Source organism: Hymenobacter arcticus (genome assembly GCF_054779975.1).
This window is the reverse complement of the sequence record NZ_BAAGXF010000008.1, coordinates 228,265-244,598: the sequence shown is the minus strand read 5'-3', so window position 1 is coordinate 244,598 and position 16,334 is coordinate 228,265. Positions and strand designations below refer to the sequence as shown.

Below are 16,334 nucleotides of genomic sequence, written 5' to 3'. Positions count from 1 at the left end.
CCGGAGCCTAGGAACTCCGCTCGCTGCTTACTGGCTCGTTTTCTTTTGGGTTAGCCCCAATTCCTAACACCCTCTAAGGTGTGGATAATCTGCTTCATAGCTGTGGTAACTAAGGTGAAATGCCTGTGAGTCAAGTTGCGAAGGTCGGGAAGCGTGGTATTATCCGCTGCAAGCCACTCGTTTTTCTCAAGCTACTACTAGCATGGTCCATTATAGCAAAAGCCCAGCTAATTGAGTAATAGTACTCAATTAGCTGGGCTACTTTTAATTAGCTAACTGCTGTTACTTACCGCACAGCTACTGTGGGGCGGGCTTTGGTTGACTGCTTAGCGGTGGTTTTAGCCGCGCTCACGCGCCACACCTTGTTGCCGGCATCGTCCATTACCAGCAAGGAGCCATCGGGCATAGTTACCACGCCCACGGGGCGACCGTAGGCTTTGTCCGAGCCATCGCCCACCAGGAAACCGGTGAGGAAGTCTTCGGGCTTGCCAGTGGGCTTGCCATCCTTGAAAGGCACGAAAGCCACCTTGTAGCCCGAGTAAGCCGAACGGTTCCAAGAGCCGTGCTCGCCCACGAAAGCGCCGTTTTGATAGCGGGCGGGGAAGGCTGTTTTGTCGTAAAATGTGAGGCCGAGCGCGGCCACGTGGGGGCCCATGGGCACGTCGGGCACAATGGCTTTTTTCACCAAGTCAGGGCGCTCGTCTTTGCGGCGTGGGTCCTCGTTTTGGCCGTAGTATGAGTAGGGCCAGCCGTAGAAGCCACCCTCTTTTACGCTGGTGATATAGTCAGGCACAAGCTCATCGCCGAGCTCGTCGCGCTCGTTCACGGCGGCCCACAGCGTGGCGGTGCCGGGGTAGTAAGCGAGGCCGATGGGGTTGCGCAGGCCGCTGGCAAATATCTTCTCGCCCGTACCGTCGGGGTTGATTTCCAGGATATTGGCCCGGCGTACCTCGTTTTCGGGGCCGTGTTCCTGCACGTTGGAGCCCGAGCCCACGGTCACCAATATCTTCGATTTATCCTTGCTGGCCAGCAGGTTACGCGTCCAGTGGTTGTTGTAGCCACCTTCGGGCAGACTGAGAATTTTCTGGCCCTTGGCCGTGATTTTCATATCACCAGCTTTGTAAGGAAAGCGCAGCAGGCCGTCGGTGTTGGCCACGTAGAAGCTGCTGCCCAGCACCAACATACCGAAGGGCTGGTTGAGGCCGGTCAGGAACACGGTGCGCACATCGGGCTTGCCGTCGCCGTTGGTGTCGCGCAGCAGCGTGACGCGGTTGGCGCTGGTGGCTTGCAGCGAGCGCGACTTGTCGAGCTTGAGGGCGGCGGCAATCTCCTTTTTAGCGCCTTTGGGCAGCGTAGTAGCCTCCGCCACAAACACGTCGCCATTGGGGGCTACGTAGGCCCAGCGTGGGCTTTCGAACTGGCCTGCAAACTCAGTGACGGTGAAGCCGGCCGGGGCAATGGGCGTTTTGCCGGCGGGCCAGTCGATAATATCGACGCGCTTGCTCACCGACTTGGTGGCGTAGGGCGCGGGCAGCGGCACTGTGGCCTCCTGGGGAGTGGTAACGGTGGTGGCCGGCGTGTTGGCAGCGGCGGCTTGCTTTTCTTCTTGGCTGGGGCCGCTGCTGCACGCAGCCAGCAAACCGAGCGCGGGCAGCAACGCGGTGGTATATCGGGAAAGTAGCATTTAGAAAAAGGAAGTGAATAGCTCGAAAGCCACAAAATCATAACTCCTTCATTTTACTGCTAGTAGCCATATTGGTTGCACCACTTGCTCGCTAGACGCTAGCTACTCCTTCACCAGCCGTGCACTACCGGCGGCAGCCCCGGTGGCGCTTACTGCCTTCAGCAGGTACACGCCGGGCGGCAGGCTGGCAATGGGCAGCGTAGCACCCCCGTCGGCGCTTACCTGCAACACACACTGGCCCAATGAGTTATACAGACTAAGCAGCATGCGGCCGGTGGGCAAGCCGCTTACCTGCACCTCGTTGCGGGCTGGATTGGGGGCCAGTACCAGCGACGTGGCCAGGCAGGTGGCAGTGAGCGCCACCACCGGGCTATAAGCAGCGGAGCCATCGTCGTCCAGCATTTTCAGGCGGAAATACTGGCGGCCCACCAGCGGCGCGGTTTGGAACGCGTACGCGGCCCCGGCCGGCCGGTTCTGGCTAGGCACGATACCCACCGCGGCAAACTGCCGGCCGTCGGCCGAAGCCTGCACCTCGTAGGCGCGGCTGTTGTGCTCGGTGGCCGTGCGCCAGGTGAGGCGGCCGGTGCAGTCGGCAGCGCGCACCTGCCCCGCAAATGCGGTGAGCACCACCGGTAGCGGCGCGGCCGGGCACACGAGCGGTTGCAGGAAAGCGGCGGCTTCATCCACTACCAGCTGGCTATTGGCGGCACTGCGGGGGCTGCTGTGGTCGCCGCCCGCTATCGGGTAAAGCTTGTTGGCAATGCCTACCTGGCTGGCCTGGGCTTGCATGGGCAGGGCTCCGCAAAGCACATACTGCGTACCATACACCGACCCACAGCTGGCGTAAGTAATTACCTTATCATCAGTACCTTGCGAAGTATAGAGCGGTGGGTTGCCGGCACTTATAATACGCACCTCGTTGATGCCGCCCGCAATGTTGACCACGCCCGCCAGGCCCGCCGAGTTGTAGGCGGGCAGTAGCTTGTCAGCCCCGGCCAAGTCGGTATCGCCCTCCAGGCCACCGTATTGCTGATACGCCGCCTGGATATCGGCATCCGGATTTTCGGTAACGTTATCGGTGTAAGCTACTTGCAGCGCCGCCACCGAGCCCGCCGAGAAGCCACCCACAAACACCTTGGCCGGGTCAATATGGTAGGTATTATCCGTGGCCGCATCGTGCCGGAAATAGCGTACGGCTGCGCGCATGTCGTTAGCAGCCCGCACTATCTCATCGGCTACCAATTTGGGGTTATTGTATACCGTAATGAAATTGGCAAAATCCGACTTTATCAGTCGGTAGTCGATGGTGGCGGTGGCGTAGCCTTTGCGGGCAAACGCCCGGCAGAGGTCGTCTAAGTCGGTGCGCTGCCCGGTTACGAACGAGCCCCCGAAGGCCAGAATAATCAGGGGCCGCGCCACAGTCACGTCGTCGTTGGAGGGCTCGTAGAAGTCGAGCTGCAACGTCACGGGGGTGTCAGCTCCGGTGCTGTAATCACGGGTGGTATTATAGCCAAAGCTGATATTTGCTGTCTTAGTCACGGCCAAGAATACGTCGGTGGCATACCGCCCATTGCCGCAATCCGGCACGGTAGGCTGCGCGTAGCCAAACTGGGCTAAAGCCAAAAAAATCAGTATAAAGTATATTTTTTTCAAAATAATTGTTTTATGTACAAGCCACCCAAATTTACGAGCAGTCCTGTCATTCGTTTCAGGCTGCCACTATCTCACTGAAAATTAACGAACACCGCACAAAAAAAGCGGCCTGCTCACTGGGAGCAGGCCGCTTTTCACACGTAGCCAAGTGGCTAGCCGACGCTTACTTTTTGCGTACGACGGCTTTCTTTTTTACCGGAGCTTTACGGGCCGGGGCCTTCTTCATCATGCCTTTCTTCACTTCAGCTTCCGAAGGCTCAGCGGGGGCAGCGCCGTACTTCACCTCGGCCGAATTAGGCTCGCCGGTGAGGAAGGGGTCGAAGTCCACGCGGCGGTTCAGGGCTTGGCCAGCGGCGGTTGCGTTATCGGCAATCGGCTTGGTTTCGCCATAGCCACGGCTTTCAATGCGGTCGGCGGGGATGCCTTTGCTCAGCATGTAAGCGCGGGCCGAAGCAGCACGCTCGTAGCTCAGGCGCAGGTTGTAGTTGTCGTTGCCTTTGCTGTCGGTGTGGCCGGCAATGCTGAGCGAGTAGTCGGGGTACTCATTCAGAATCTGCACCATCTGCTGCAATTTCGGGTACGAGGTGGGCTTCAGCGTGGCCTTATCGAAGTCGAACTGGATGTACTTGGTGGCTTCGTTGAGGATTTTCTTCTGCTCGGCCTTAATCTCGGGGCAGCCTTTGTTGCTGGCGGGGCCGGCACGGTCGGGGCAGCGGTCCATGTAGTCGGGCACACCGTCGCCATCGCGGTCAAGCGGGCAGCCATTGGCGTCCACCTTGGTACCAGCGGGGGTGTTGGGGCACTTGTCGAGGTAATCGGCTACGCCATCACCATCCGCATCAAGCGGGCAGCCCGACGCATCGACGCGCACGCCGGCCGGGGTGTTGGGGCACTTGTCGTCGGCATCGGCTACGCCGTCGCCATCAGCATCGGGGCAGCCTTGCAGGGCCGCAGTGCCTTTCACGTCGGGGCACTTGTCCTGGTAGTCGGCTACGCCGTCGCCATCAGTATCAATGGGGCAACCGCTTTCGTCTACTTTCACGCCAGCGGGGGTGTCGGGGCACTTATCCTTTTTATCCGATACGCCATCCATGTCCGCGTCTTTGGGCTTGCCAAACGCTACGGTCAGGCCAGCCGAGAATACCAGGAAGCGGTCGTGCAACTTGTTATCAGGGGTGCTGATGTTGTCAATCTTATCCGTGAACGGATAGTGCTGGCTGGCTTGCACATCGAGGCCAATGGCTGGCGACAGACGGAAGCGAACACCAGCCAAGCCGAATACTTCCAGCGCTTGAATGCTGTTCTCGAAATTCTGCACAGTGCTACCGTCAAGCGAACCATCAGGACGAATGGTATTGTAGCTGCCCGTACTATTAGCCAGGAACACGCCACCACCACCCATCAGGTAAGGCTGAATGGGGAAGCTTTCACCGATGAGGCTGCTGAGTTTTAATTTCAAACCCAAGTCAATCATGCCAATTTTGGCATTAAACTGCGGGTTCGGGCGGCGCTCAGCTACGAAGCGGTAGTTCTGGTAATTGCCGAGCAGCGACACATCGAACGAAGGCGAAATGTAGCGGGTGACGTGCCCACCACCACCAACCCGCAGAGGCCAGTTGCTCTGGAAGAAATCACCACCCGCGTTGCCCTGGTAATCCATGTGGCTAACGTTTGCACCAATAGCCGTTTTATGGTCGGCGGTTTGCGCTTGTACTGTGGAGGCCGTCAGGCCGGTTGCTGCTAGCAGCGCTCCCGGCAACAGCTTCCGAAGAATGGAAGAGAATTCTTTCATAAAGAGAGGGGAAATGGTTGAGAAGGTGGTTGACTAACCAAGGTCGTTGGCCCATCTACGCAGAATTTAATCTTACGGTAATAAAAAGCTCGGTAGTTAGCGCTATTTTATTGTTAATCAAGAATAAATAGTGCGTTCTCATCAGGCACACCAGACATTTCTGGCCCAATATTATCCCTGGCTGGCTAAGGGAAGCGGCTTTAAAAACCCGGTGACTAACTCCCTATTTCTTAAGGCAGCGCCGCGGCCGACTGGCTGCGGCCAGCAGCGCGCTTTCCAGCACTCCTGCCCCTTCTCTACCTTGCCGCCTTAACTATTCCCACTTGCTCGTTGATGAACTACGCCAAACCGCTTTCCAAAGCCGCGTTACTCCTGGCCCTGGGCCTGGCGGGCCCGCGCGCCCAAGCCCAAGCGCCCGCTCGCCCGCTTCAGGCTGCCGACCCCAAAATGCAGCAGTTTGTGGCGAGCCTAATGCAGAAGATGACCTTGGAGGAAAAAATCGGTCAGCTTAATCTCGTGTCGGTGGGCTTCGACGTGACGGGGCCGGTGGTGAGCAAGGATGTGGATGCCAATATCAAGAAAGGCCTGGTGGGCGCGGTGCTGAACACCTATACCCCGGTGGCCGCCCGCAAGCTGCAAACCCTGGCCGTGCAGGAGTCGCGACTGCATATTCCGCTCATCTTGGGTTACGACGTTATTCACGGGCACCGCACCATTTTCCCCATTCCGCTGGGCATGGCAGCCTCCTGGGACATGGGCGCGCTGGAGCGCGGGGCGCGCATTGCGGCCCAGGAAGCCGCCGCCGACGGCCTCAACTGGGTGTATTCGCCAATGGTCGATATTGCCCGCGACCCGCGCTGGGGCCGCGTGGCCGAAGGCGCCGGCGAAGACCCCTACCTCGGCTCGCGCATTGCCGAGGCCATGGTGCGCGGCTACCAAGGACCCACCAACGACCTAGCGCGCCCCGAAAACGTAATGGCCTGCCTCAAGCATTTTGCCCTCTACGGGGCGGCCGAGGCCGGGCGCGACTACAACACCACCGACATGAGCCGCCAGCGCATGTACAACGAGTACCTGCCGCCCTACAAGGCCGCCATCGACGCGGGCATTGGCTCCGTAATGTCCTCCTTTAATGACGTGAACGGTATTCCGGCCACGGCCAATAAGTGGCTGCTCACCGACCTGCTGCGCAACCAGTGGGGCTTCATGGGCTTCGTGGCCACCGACTACACGGCCATTAATGAGCTGGAAGCACACGGTATGGGCGACGAAAAAAAGGTGTCGGAGCTGGCCCTGAACGCCGGGGTGGACATGGACATGGTGGGCGAAGTTTTTCTGAAGCAGCTGGCTACCAACCTCAAGGAAGGCACCGTGAAGCAGGCCGCCATCGACGAGGCCTGCCGCCGGGTGCTGGAGGCCAAGTACAAGCTGGGCCTCTTCACCGACCCCTACCGGGGCGTGACGGAGGAGCGCGCCAAGGCCACCCTCATGAAGCCGGCCTTCCTGGCCGAGGCCCGCAATATGACGCGCCGCACGCTGGTGCTACTTAAGAATAACCAACAAACGCTACCCCTTAAAAACTCGGTAAATATTGCCGTAGTGGGCCCGCTGGCCGACCGCAGCCGCGACATGATTGGCAACTGGAGCGGGGCCGGCGATGGCAAGCAGGCCGTGTCCATCTTGCAGGGAATCAAGAACGTAGGTGGCCCCGGCGTGCGCGTGACGTACAGCCAGGGTGTGAACGTGACCGACGACGACCAGCTCATCAAGCGCCTCAACGAGAACGGGGGCGAGCTACAAATAGATTCCCGCCCCGCCGAAACCACCATCCCCGAAGCCGTGCAGGCCGCCCAGGCGGCCGACATAGTGGTGGCCGTAGTGGGCGAAAGCCAGGGCATGACCGGCGAAGCCGCCAGCCGCGCTGACATTGGCCTACCCGGCCGCCAGCTCGACTTGCTTAAAGCGCTGAAAGCCACCGGCAAGCCGCTGGTAGTGGTGCTCGTGAATGGCCGGCCGCTCACGCTGCCCTGGGAAAACCAGAATGCCGACGCCATCCTCGAAACGTGGTTTGGGGGCACGCAGGCCGGCAATGCGGTGGCCGATGTGCTGTTTGGGGCCTACAACCCGAGCGGCAAGCTCACCATGACGTTTCCGCAGTCGGTGGGCCAGGTGCCCATTTACTACAACCATAAGAACACCGGCCGGCCCTACGCCGGCGTGCTGCTCGACAAGTACAAGTCGCGCTACCTTGATGCGCCCAACGAGCCGCTGTTCCCCTTCGGCTACGGCCTGAGCTACACCACCTTTAGCTACGGCAAACCTACGGTGAGCCGGGCCAGTATTGGCCCCGGCCAGGGCCTCGACGTGGCCGTGGCGGTGCGCAACACCGGCAACTACGACGGCGAAGAAGTGGCCCAGCTTTACCTACGCGACCTGGTGGGCAGCAGCACCCGCCCGGTGAAGGAGCTGAAAGGTTTCCTGAAAATCAACCTCAAAAAGGGTGAGGTTCGCCAACTCACCTTCCACCTCACGGCCGAGGACCTGAAGTTCTACAACGACGACCTGAAATTTGTGGCGGAACCCGGTGACTTTGAGATATTTGTGGGCGGCAACTCGCGCGACGTGCAAATGGCTAGCTTCACGCTGACCAAGTAACCCAGCTAAGTATTGCCACAAAAAACGGTTAGCCGCCCCTTGCTTATGAAAGCAAGGGGCGGCTAACCGTTTTTCTATACTACCAAGCCAGGCGACTACGCCTCGTCTTTCAGCGATTGCATATCGATGACATAGCGGAAGCGTACTTCCTCGTCCTGCATGTTCTTGTAGGCGTCGTTAATATCCTGCATCTTAATTAGTTGCACCTCGGGTGCAATGTGGTGCTCGGCGCAAAAGTCGAGCACTTCCTGCGTTTCGGCAATGCTGCCGATGATGGAGCCCGACACCGAGCGGCGGTGCATCGCCACCTCCATGTTGTTGATTGGCAGCTTATAGGGCCCCAACAAGCCCACCGTGGTGATAACGCCGTTGCGCTTGGCCAGCTTCACGTAGTCGTTCACGTCGAACGCATCGGGAATGGTGATGAGGATGAAGTCGAACTTCAATTCGTGCGCCTTCATCGCGTCCGCATCAGTCGAGATAAGTACCTCGTGGGCACCTAGTTGCTCTGCGGCATCCTGCTTTTTCTTGTCGCGGGTAATGGCCGTGACGGTGGCACCAAAGGCGCGCGCAATCTGCACCGCCATGTGGCCCAGGCCCCCAATACCCACCACGCCGACGCTTTGGCCGGGGCCTACTTTCCAATGTTTCAGGGGCGAATATGTGGTGACGCCAGCGCACAAGATGGGTGCGGCAGCCTTGATATCCAATGCATTGGGGATGCTGAGCACAAACGACTCTTTCACCACAATGTTGGTCGAGTAGCCGCCGAAGGTGTTGAATTCTTCGTTGGCGGGCTTCATGTAACCGTTGTATGTGGCCGTCCAGCTCACGGGGCCTTCGCAATAGTTTTCCTCCTTCTCCTTGCAGGAAGGGCACACGCCGCACGAGTCTACCATGCAGCCCACGCCCACGAGGTCGCCGGCTTTGAACTTGGTCACGCCACTACCCGCCTCAATAACGCGGCCGATAATTTCGTGGCCCGGCACGCAGGGATAAATTGTGTTGTGCCAATCGTTTTTCACTTGGTGCAGGTCGGAGTGGCACACACCGCTGTACAGGATGTCGATGTGCACCTCGTCGGCCTTGGGAGCCTGCCGTTCGATGGTCATCGGCTTGAGGCTGTTGAGGATGGAGCCACTGGCGCCGTAAGCTTTGGTGGGAATGGTCTGCATGTCGGGAAAAGGAGTAGTTGAAAGAAGAACTACCTGCTCAACGGCCAAACCAGCGGGGAGTTGCGAAAAGGACCGCCGCATTTTATTGCAAATTATTGATAATAAGCTACTTATATAAAATAAAAAGGAGACTATTTCCAGGCCCCTACCGAAGCAGCGCCTGGAAACAGTCCCCTTTTTTGGTTAGCCGAATGCAGTTAGTTAGCCACAGCGGGCGCGGGCGCCTTTACGTACTTATTCAGCCACGAATCCATCTCCCAGAGCATGTGGAGCAGGTTTTCGCGGGCGGCGTAGCTGTGCGCCTCGGCGGGCAGCACCACGTAGCGCACGGTAGCGCCCTGGCCCTTAAGCGCGGCGTAAAACCGCTCGCTTTGGATGGGAAACGTACCCGAATTGTTGTCGGCCTCGCCGTGAATGAGCAGGATGGGCGTCTTCACTTTATCGGCAAAGTTGAAGGGCGACATGGCATCGTACACGCCCTTGGCCTGCCAGTAGGTGCGCTCCTCGCCCTGGAAACCATAGGGCGTAAGCGTGCGGTTGTAGGCTCCGCTGCGGGCAATGCCGGCCTTGAATAAGTTGGAGTGCGCCAGCAGGTTAGCCGTCATAAAGGCGCCGTAGCTGTGGCCCATCACGGCCACGCGGCTGGCATCGACTACGCCCAGGCGGGCTCCTTCGTCGATGGCGGCCTTGGCGCTGCTCACCAGCTGCTCGGTGTAGGTGTCGTTGGGCTCGGCGCTGCCCTCGCCCACAATGGGCACGGTGGCGTTTTCGAGCACCGCGTAGCCCTGCGTGACCCAGTACACGGGCGAGGCCCAACTCACCCGCGTAAAGGTGTTGGGCGAGCCGGTTACCTGCCCGGCATTGGCTTTGTCCTTGAACTCCACAGGGTACGCCTCCATCAGCGTGGGCAGCGGACCGTCGGTTTTCTTGTAATTAGGCGGCAGGTAGAGGTTGGCCGTGAGGGCCACGCCATCGGCCCGCTTGTAGTGTAGCACCTGCTTGCGAAAGCTGCCCCCGAACTTAGCGTAGGGGTTGGCGAAGTGCGTGAGGGCCAGCGGTTGGCCCTTTTTGCCCAGCTCGTGCAGGTAGTAGTTGGGCGCTTGGTCGGCGGCCTCGCGGCGGGTCAGCAGCTCCAACTGGCCTTTTTTACCTTCAAAAATAGTGACTGGCACCTCGTAATAAGGCGCTTCAGAGCGCCACAGGCGGGTCGTTTGCTTGGTGGTCAGGTTCAGCTCATCCACAAACGGCCGGTCGCCCTCGGGCGAGGCTCCCTGGCCCGATAGGTAGATGGCCTGCCCGCCCGCACCCAGCCGCAGCACAGCGCGGCCCTGCGCATTACGGCGCGTAGCGGGCGTGCCGGGGTTGTGGTAGGTATCCTGCGACGAGCCGTCGAAGAGCACAGCCAGCGGCTGGGTGGGCGCGGCGGGGTCGAGTTGCCAGGTGGTTTCGTGGCGGTCGGCCCAGCGGTAGCCATTCACCAGCGCCAAGTGGTCGGTGCCCCAGGTCATGCCGGCGTAGCGCAGCGGCAGGGCCGCTAGCTCCTGCGCCGGGCCGGCGAAGGGTGCAGCCAGCAGAAACACCTTGTCGCGCACGGCGGCCTGCACCTTGGGGTCGCCCCCATCCTGGGCCTCGGCGTAGTAGATGGTGGCCGGGGCATCGGTGCGCCAGCCGTGGTCGCGCGGGCCAGTGGGCACGGCGTCGAAGTTGGTAGGCACGTTGTCGGCCAGCGGCAGGTCGGCCACAGTCTTCGTCAAACTGCCCGACGCAAAATCAAGTATATCAACGCGTTGCGCAAATCCGCTCACCGGCAGCGTGTACGAATAGGGCCGGTGCACGGCGCGCACCAGCACGTAGCGGCCATCGGGCGAGGGCAAGGCAGCCCGCAGCACGCTCGGCTGGCCCAGCGGCTGGGCGCTGCCATCGGCCAGCTTCACTTTCACCAGCTGCGCGGTGGCGTAGTACTCAAAAAGCCGCTCATCAGCCGGGTTTTTCAGCAAATCCTGGTAGGTACGGGCGCCCGATTTTTTGCCACTGCCCGTCTCCTGCACGGCGGGGCCGGTGGGCGTGGCATCGGCGGCCGGGGCCGCGCCGCGACCGGCCGGCACGGTGCGCGCCAGCAGCGTCTGGCTGTCCGACAGCCATTCAAAGGAATTGCCAAACACGTCGTTGAGCGGCGTGGCCAGCAGGCGGCGGGCGGTGTTGGTGGCTGCGTCGGCCACCCACAGCTCCACCCGGCCGGGCGCGCCGTCGGTGCCCGGCGTGGTGAGCGTGAAGGCCAAGTGCTGGTTATTGGGCGACCAGCTGGGGCTGCTGATGCGCGCCTGGGCGGGCAGGCCCTGCACGGGGGTTTCGGCCCCGCTGGGCAGGCGCTTAAACTGCATGCCCACCGCATAGCTCACGCGGCTGGGACCGTTGGTGCGCGGGTTGAGGCGCAGGCCAGCCAACCGCAACTCGGGCTGCGAAAGCTCGGCAACGGTCGGAAAGTCCTGCACCGCCAGAATAGCCAGCACGCTGCCATCGCCGGCCACGCTCACGCGGGGCGTGGGCGGGGCCAGCAGCAAGTCGCGGATAGCCGCCGAGGGCTGTTGGTACTGCGTTTCCTGGGCCATGGCGGGGGCTGCCAGCAAGAGCAGCACGGGTAGGAGTTGTTTCATGAATTACCGGGTTGAAACGAAAGAACGCCCTGCGGAACCAGCCGAAGCCGTTCCACAGGACGTTCAATGTTACGCCCGGTCAGTCGATTATCGATTAAAAGCGCCCAAAATTGAGGCCCAGAATCAGGACAATGCCCAGCACCATCAAAATAAGGTACGTCTCGACCGAACCGGTTTGCACGTTGCGCAGCAGTTGGCCGCCGGCCAGCGTGGCGCGGCCCACGCCGTTGGCAATGGGGTCGATGATACCGTTCTCCACGAACTTGTAAAGGCCAGTGGACAAGGCCATTACTGGCTTCACGAAGAGGCTGTTGTACAGCTCATCCACGTAATACTTGTGGTAAACCAAGTTCTCGGGGGCCGAGCGCTGGGCGTCGTCCTCGGCGGGGCGCTGGGCGCGGGCCACGTACATGACGTAGGCCAGTATGATGCCCACCACGGCCACCAGCACCGAAATACCCATCAGCATGAGTTCAGTGGAATGCTCGGGCTCAATGTTGAAAGCAGCCGGCAGAATCTGCTTGGAATAGGTGAAAATCGGGGCCAGGTAATCGGCCAGGTAATGCTTGCCCACAAACATGGGCGCGCCCATAAAGCCACCTACGGCCGACAGCACCGCCAGCACAATCAGCGGCAGCGTCATGCTGGCCGGCGACTCGTGCAGGTGGTGGCGCTGCTCCTCCGTGCCCCGAAACTCGCCGAAGAAGGTGAGAAACAGCAAACGGAACATGTAGAACGCCGTCATCAGGGAGGTCAGCAGGCCGATGGCCCACATCACTTTGCTGTGCTCATACACGTGGCTCAGGATTTCATCTTTCGAGAAAAAGCCCGCGAACGGCGGAATACCGCTGATGGCCAGGCAGCCAATCAGCATCGTTAAGAACGTGATGGGCAAGGCCTTGCGCAGGCCGCCCATGCGGCGCATGTCCTGCTCGTTGCTCATGGCGTGAATAACCGAGCCGGCCCCCAGGAAAAGCAGTGCCTTGAAAAATGCGTGCGTGAGCACGTGGAAGAACGACGAGGTGTAGCCCATTACGCCCAGCGCCAGGAACATGTAGCCCAGCTGCGATACCGTGGAGTAAGCCAGGACTTTCTTGATGTCGTTCTGCGCCAGGCCGATAGTAGCGGCGAAGAGTGCCGTAGCCAGGCCAATGATGCCCACTACCTCCAGCGTTTGCGGAGCCAGAGTGAATAACACGTTGGAACGCAGCACGAGGTAGATACCAGCCGTTACCATGGTAGCGGCGTGGATGAGTGCTGAAACCGGCGTGGGGCCAGCCATGGCGTCGGGCAGCCAGGTGTAGAGCGGCAGCTGTGCCGACTTACCCATGGCGCCTACGAAGAGCAGCAGCGTAATAACGGTGCAAATTTCTACGCCGTGGGTACCAAACTCACCCAGGCTGGCTTTCTGGAATACTTCGCCATACTGTACTGAGTTGAAAGTCAGGTATATCAGGAAGATGCCAAGTAGGAAGCCCAGGTCACCAATGCGGTTGATGATGAAGGCTTTTTTGGCGGCGTTGTTGTAGCTCGTGTTCTTGTTCCAGAAGCCGATGAGCAGGTACGAGCACAGGCCCACGCCTTCCCAGCCGATGAAGAGGATGACAAAATTGGCCCCCAGCACGAGAATCAACATGCTGAATACGAAGAGGTTGAGAAAGCTAAAAAACTTTCCCACGTTCTCGTCGTGGTGCATGTAGCCGATGCTGTAGATGTGGATGAGCGTGCCCACGCCCGTAATCAACAGCAGCATGAGCAGGCTTAGCTGGTCAATCTGGTAGCTGAACGGAATTTGCAGGGAACCTACTGATATCCAGTCGAATAAATTAACTGTGTACTGGTACTGAAAATTCAGAAACAAGAACAACGACAGACCAAACGACCCCAGCACGGCTAGCGTACCGATGGTCCCAGCCAGCGTGCCTGACAACCGCTTGTTGAGCAGGCCGTTGAGCAGAAAACCCAGAAAGGGCAGCCCCGGAATGAGGACGTAGAGCAGCGTGGAGAAAGGTGCCGTGGCACCGGGGAGAACAGTTTCTTGCATAAGATTAACTAGGCGCCTACGCGGCTGTCATTACCCCTTCAACCGGCTGAGCAGGTTGACGTCGGTATTCTGGAAGTTGCGGTAAATCATGACGATAATGCCCAGGCCTACTGATACTTCGGCGGCGGCCACGGCCATGATGAAGAACACGAACACCTGCCCGTTCGGGTCGGCGCGGTAGGCGGCGAAGGCCGTCAGCAGGATATTCACGGCGTTGAGCATCAGCTCAATGCACATGAAAATAATGATGGCGTTGCGCCGAATGAGCACCCCCGTGACGCCGATGCAGAAAAGTGCGGTGGCGAAAAACACGTAGTACTGAAGCGGCACCTCGTGAATGACGGCGGGAACGATGGAAGCGTTGGTCATGGCAAGAAAACTGCGGGAAAGCGCGGCCGGCCGCAGCCGACGTAGCGGGCAAAGTTAGGGCCGTAGCGGGGACTCTGCGAATCTGCGCGCGAAACGATTTGCAGCTACTCCACTCGCGGTCTCTGCGAGTTCACGCTACTTTCCGTAAAATATCGGCAAATGTGCTGCGTCTGCTTAGGCACGATGGAAGCACTTGCCCTCCCCCTTTCTGCGCTCATGACAACTGCCGCCGGCCAGGACCAGCAAATTCAGACGGCGGTGCGTGAGCAGCGCGGCCGCCTGCTGCGGTTTATTGAGCGGCGCGTACCTGACCCCGACGAGGCCGAGGATATTTTACAAGATGTGTTTGCCGAGCTGGTGGAAAGCTACCGCCTGCTCAAGCCCGTGGAGCAGGCGGCCGCCTGGCTGTTTCGGGTGGCCCGCAACCGCATCATTGACCGGTATCGACGCGTGCCGGCCCAGCGCACGGTGTCGCTGAATGCGCCGCTTGGAGGCGGGGCCGACGGCGACGAGCCCGCCCGCCTGCTGCAAGACGTGCTGCCCGCCCCCGACGACTCGCCCGAGAACCGCTTGCTGCGCGAAACCATCATGGATGCCCTCACCGACGCACTGGCCGAGCTGCCCGCCGAGCAGCGCCAGGTGTTTGTGTGGCACGAGCTGGAAGACCGGTCGTTCAACGAAATGGTGGCCGAAACCGGGGTACCGCTCAAAACACTCATTTCGCGTAAACACTACGCTGTAAAGCACTTACGCAAGCGCTTGCGTAAGCTCTACGACGAGTTGTTCACCGAGTAGCATCCGTCGTTCCCTCCCACCTACTGTTTTAACTCTAGCATTATGAACCGCACTTTTTGGCTGAAAAAGGCCGTCAAATTTGTTTTCTTCGCGGCCTTATTCGTGGTCGTGGCCGTGTTCGTCACCATGAGCCTGTGGAACTGGCTGATGCCCATGATTTTCCACCTACCGTTGCTCAACTTCTGGCAGACGCTGGGCTTGGTAGTTCTTAGCCGCATCCTGACGGGGGGCTTTGGGCGCGGCGGCCAGGGCGGCCGCAGCCGCTGGGCCGCCTGGAAGCGCCAGACGCAGGAGCGCCTCGAAGCCTTCTCCCCTGCCGAGCGCGAGAAATTCCGGCAGCAAATGCGCAGCCGCTGCGCCGGCTCGTGGGGCCGTTCGGCCGCGGCCGAAACGCCTGTGGAGCCTGCAGTGTAGCAACTAGCTGTATTTCAAGGGTATATATTTTTCATTAAAAAAGGTCCGTCAGAATTGACGGACCTTTTTTGGTTGGTGCACAGTAGCGTGAAGCTTCTGCCTTCGTACGCGAGTACCGCGAGCATTTGGCGCGGCCCCGCCTGCTCGCGGTGCTCGCACGCGAAGCGGAAGCTTCGCGCTACTTCGCCCTTACTGCTGGCTGGCCCGGAAAAGCTTTTGCTTTTCGTCTTTCGACAGGCTTTCATAGCCGGAGCGCGAAATCTTATCGAGGATAAGGTCCACCTCCTCCGGATGCGTGGCACTGGGGCCGGCTTTACCCGCGGCGGCCGGCCGCGTGGCGCTGGCTGCGCCGCGATGCGTTACCTGCATGGCCGGGCTGCGCTGAAACAGCCGGCCCAGCCACGCGCCGGTAGCCACCACAGGCTGGCCTAAGTCACGCCCGGCATTCATCTGCTTGATGAAGATGAAGCCCAGCAGCGCGCCGCCGAGGTGGGTGATTTCGCCGCCCGCGTTGCCGCCGTTGATGCCCGCAATGGAAATCAGTACTACCACCAGGGCAATCCACTTGATTTTGACCGGGCCCAGGATGAAAAGCATGAACGTGTAGTCGGGCAACAGCGTGGCCGCCGCCACGATAATGGCCGTCACTGAGGCCGACGCGCCCAGCACTGGCTGCCCCACCATGGGCTGCAAAGCGGGCAGAAAATTATACGCCAGCAAAAACAGCACGGCCCCGGCCAGCGCCCCCAACACGTAGATGCTCACCAGGCGCCGGTCGCCGAGGTACTCCCGAATAATCTGCCCGAACCAGTAGAGGTTCAGCATGTTAAATAAAATATGCAGAAAGCCCTCGTGCACAAACGCGTAGGTGAGCAGCGTCCAGGGGTGACGCAGTAGTACCCAGCCGTCCGACGACAAAGCCAGGTAGCGCAGCACCACCGTGTAGATGCCCCGCGACTGCGCCAAAAACAGCACGGCCTGAAATACAATGAGCACCGCCCACACCAGCGCATTGAGGAGAATGAGCTGAATAAGCGCGTTATCGCGGCGCGAAAAAGCGGCGCGGATATCCTGAGTTACACTCATGAGAAACGTTGAT

The 16,334-nt window shown here is 60.0% G+C and carries 11 protein-coding genes; 3 read left to right on the top strand and 8 right to left on the bottom strand.

Going from position 1 to position 16,334, the window contains the following annotated elements; translation table 11 throughout:
* Positions 1-286: 286 nt before the first annotated feature.
* The 3 genes from ACYVGC_RS15325 to ACYVGC_RS15315 form a co-directional block, all read right to left on the bottom strand.
* Positions 287-1,684, bottom strand: coding sequence for a PQQ-dependent sugar dehydrogenase (locus tag ACYVGC_RS15325; protein ID WP_460584715.1), 1,398 nt, complete (start codon positions 1,682-1,684; stop codon positions 287-289).
* A gap of 102 nt (positions 1,685-1,786) precedes the next feature.
* Positions 1,787-3,307: a T9SS type A sorting domain-containing protein gene (locus tag ACYVGC_RS15320; protein ID WP_460584714.1), complete on the bottom strand. Its 1,521-nt coding sequence runs from the start codon at positions 3,305-3,307 to the stop codon at positions 1,787-1,789.
* Between the two features lie 193 nt (positions 3,308-3,500).
* On the bottom strand, positions 3,501-5,129 hold the full coding sequence (locus ACYVGC_RS15315) for an OmpA family protein (RefSeq protein WP_460584713.1): 1,629 nt from the start codon (positions 5,127-5,129) through the stop codon (positions 3,501-3,503).
* Between the two features lie 333 nt (positions 5,130-5,462).
* Here ACYVGC_RS15315 and bglX point away from each other — a divergent pair, with 333 nt between their 5' ends.
* Entirely contained in the window at positions 5,463-7,784 is a 2,322-nt protein-coding gene (gene bglX, locus ACYVGC_RS15310) for a glycoside hydrolase family 3 protein (protein ID WP_460584712.1), read from the top strand.
* A gap of 95 nt (positions 7,785-7,879) precedes the next feature.
* On the opposite strand, the gene ACYVGC_RS15305 is transcribed toward bglX, so the two are convergent.
* The 4 genes from ACYVGC_RS15305 to nuoK all read right to left on the bottom strand — a co-directional run bounded on the left by ACYVGC_RS15305 (position 7,880) and on the right by nuoK (position 14,026).
* Positions 7,880-8,959, bottom strand: a complete 1,080-nt coding sequence (locus ACYVGC_RS15305; RefSeq protein ID WP_460584711.1) for an NAD(P)-dependent alcohol dehydrogenase — start codon at positions 8,957-8,959, stop codon at positions 7,880-7,882.
* 197 nt (positions 8,960-9,156) lie between these two features.
* Positions 9,157-11,613, bottom strand: coding sequence for a S9 family peptidase (locus tag ACYVGC_RS15300; protein WP_460584710.1), 2,457 nt, complete (start codon positions 11,611-11,613; stop codon positions 9,157-9,159).
* A gap of 94 nt (positions 11,614-11,707) precedes the next feature.
* The gene (nuoL, locus tag ACYVGC_RS15295; RefSeq protein ID WP_460584709.1) at positions 11,708-13,657 is read right to left on the bottom strand and encodes an NADH-quinone oxidoreductase subunit L; all 1,950 of its coding nucleotides are present in this window, start codon (positions 13,655-13,657) and stop codon (positions 11,708-11,710) included.
* A gap of 30 nt (positions 13,658-13,687) precedes the next feature.
* Entirely contained in the window at positions 13,688-14,026 is a 339-nt protein-coding gene (gene nuoK, locus ACYVGC_RS15290) for an NADH-quinone oxidoreductase subunit NuoK (protein WP_133660117.1), read from the bottom strand.
* Positions 14,027-14,242: 216 nt separating this feature from the next.
* On the opposite strand from nuoK, the gene ACYVGC_RS15285 reads away from it, so the two are divergent.
* Together ACYVGC_RS15285 and ACYVGC_RS15280 are read left to right on the top strand one after the other, a co-directional pair.
* Entirely contained in the window at positions 14,243-14,821 is a 579-nt protein-coding gene (locus ACYVGC_RS15285; protein ID WP_460584708.1) for an RNA polymerase sigma factor, read from the top strand.
* 42 nt (positions 14,822-14,863) lie between these two features.
* A complete protein-coding gene (locus ACYVGC_RS15280; protein ID WP_460584707.1) occupies positions 14,864-15,235 on the top strand; it encodes a hypothetical protein in 372 nt (123 codons plus the stop codon).
* A gap of 189 nt (positions 15,236-15,424) precedes the next feature.
* Here ACYVGC_RS15280 and ACYVGC_RS15275 read toward each other — a convergent pair whose 3' ends face one another.
* Positions 15,425-16,321, bottom strand: coding sequence for a rhomboid family intramembrane serine protease (locus ACYVGC_RS15275; protein ID WP_460584706.1), 897 nt, complete (start codon positions 16,319-16,321; stop codon positions 15,425-15,427).
* Positions 16,322-16,334: the final 13 nt, after the last annotated feature.

What these genes read in the sequence shown, in the direction of transcription:
- ACYVGC_RS15325 (WP_460584715.1), bottom strand. Translation starts at nt 1,684, where the DNA reads ATGCTACTTTCCCGATATACCACCGCGTTGCTGCCCGCGCTCGGTTTG.
- ACYVGC_RS15315 (WP_460584713.1), bottom strand. Translation starts at nt 5,129, where the DNA reads ATGAAAGAATTCTCTTCCATTCTTCGGAAGCTGTTGCCGGGAGCGCTG.
- bglX (WP_460584712.1), top strand. Translation starts at nt 5,463, where the DNA reads ATGAACTACGCCAAACCGCTTTCCAAAGCCGCGTTACTCCTGGCCCTG.
- ACYVGC_RS15305 (WP_460584711.1), bottom strand. Translation starts at nt 8,959, where the DNA reads ATGCAGACCATTCCCACCAAAGCTTACGGCGCCAGTGGCTCCATCCTC.
- ACYVGC_RS15300 (WP_460584710.1), bottom strand. Translation starts at nt 11,613, where the DNA reads ATGAAACAACTCCTACCCGTGCTGCTCTTGCTGGCAGCCCCCGCCATG.
- nuoL (WP_460584709.1), bottom strand. Translation starts at nt 13,657, where the DNA reads ATGCAAGAAACTGTTCTCCCCGGTGCCACGGCACCTTTCTCCACGCTG.
- nuoK (WP_133660117.1), bottom strand. Translation starts at nt 14,026, where the DNA reads ATGACCAACGCTTCCATCGTTCCCGCCGTCATTCACGAGGTGCCGCTT.
- ACYVGC_RS15285 (WP_460584708.1), top strand. Translation starts at nt 14,243, where the DNA reads ATGACAACTGCCGCCGGCCAGGACCAGCAAATTCAGACGGCGGTGCGT.
- ACYVGC_RS15280 (WP_460584707.1), top strand. Translation starts at nt 14,864, where the DNA reads ATGAACCGCACTTTTTGGCTGAAAAAGGCCGTCAAATTTGTTTTCTTC.
- ACYVGC_RS15275 (WP_460584706.1), bottom strand. Translation starts at nt 16,321, where the DNA reads ATGAGTGTAACTCAGGATATCCGCGCCGCTTTTTCGCGCCGCGATAAC.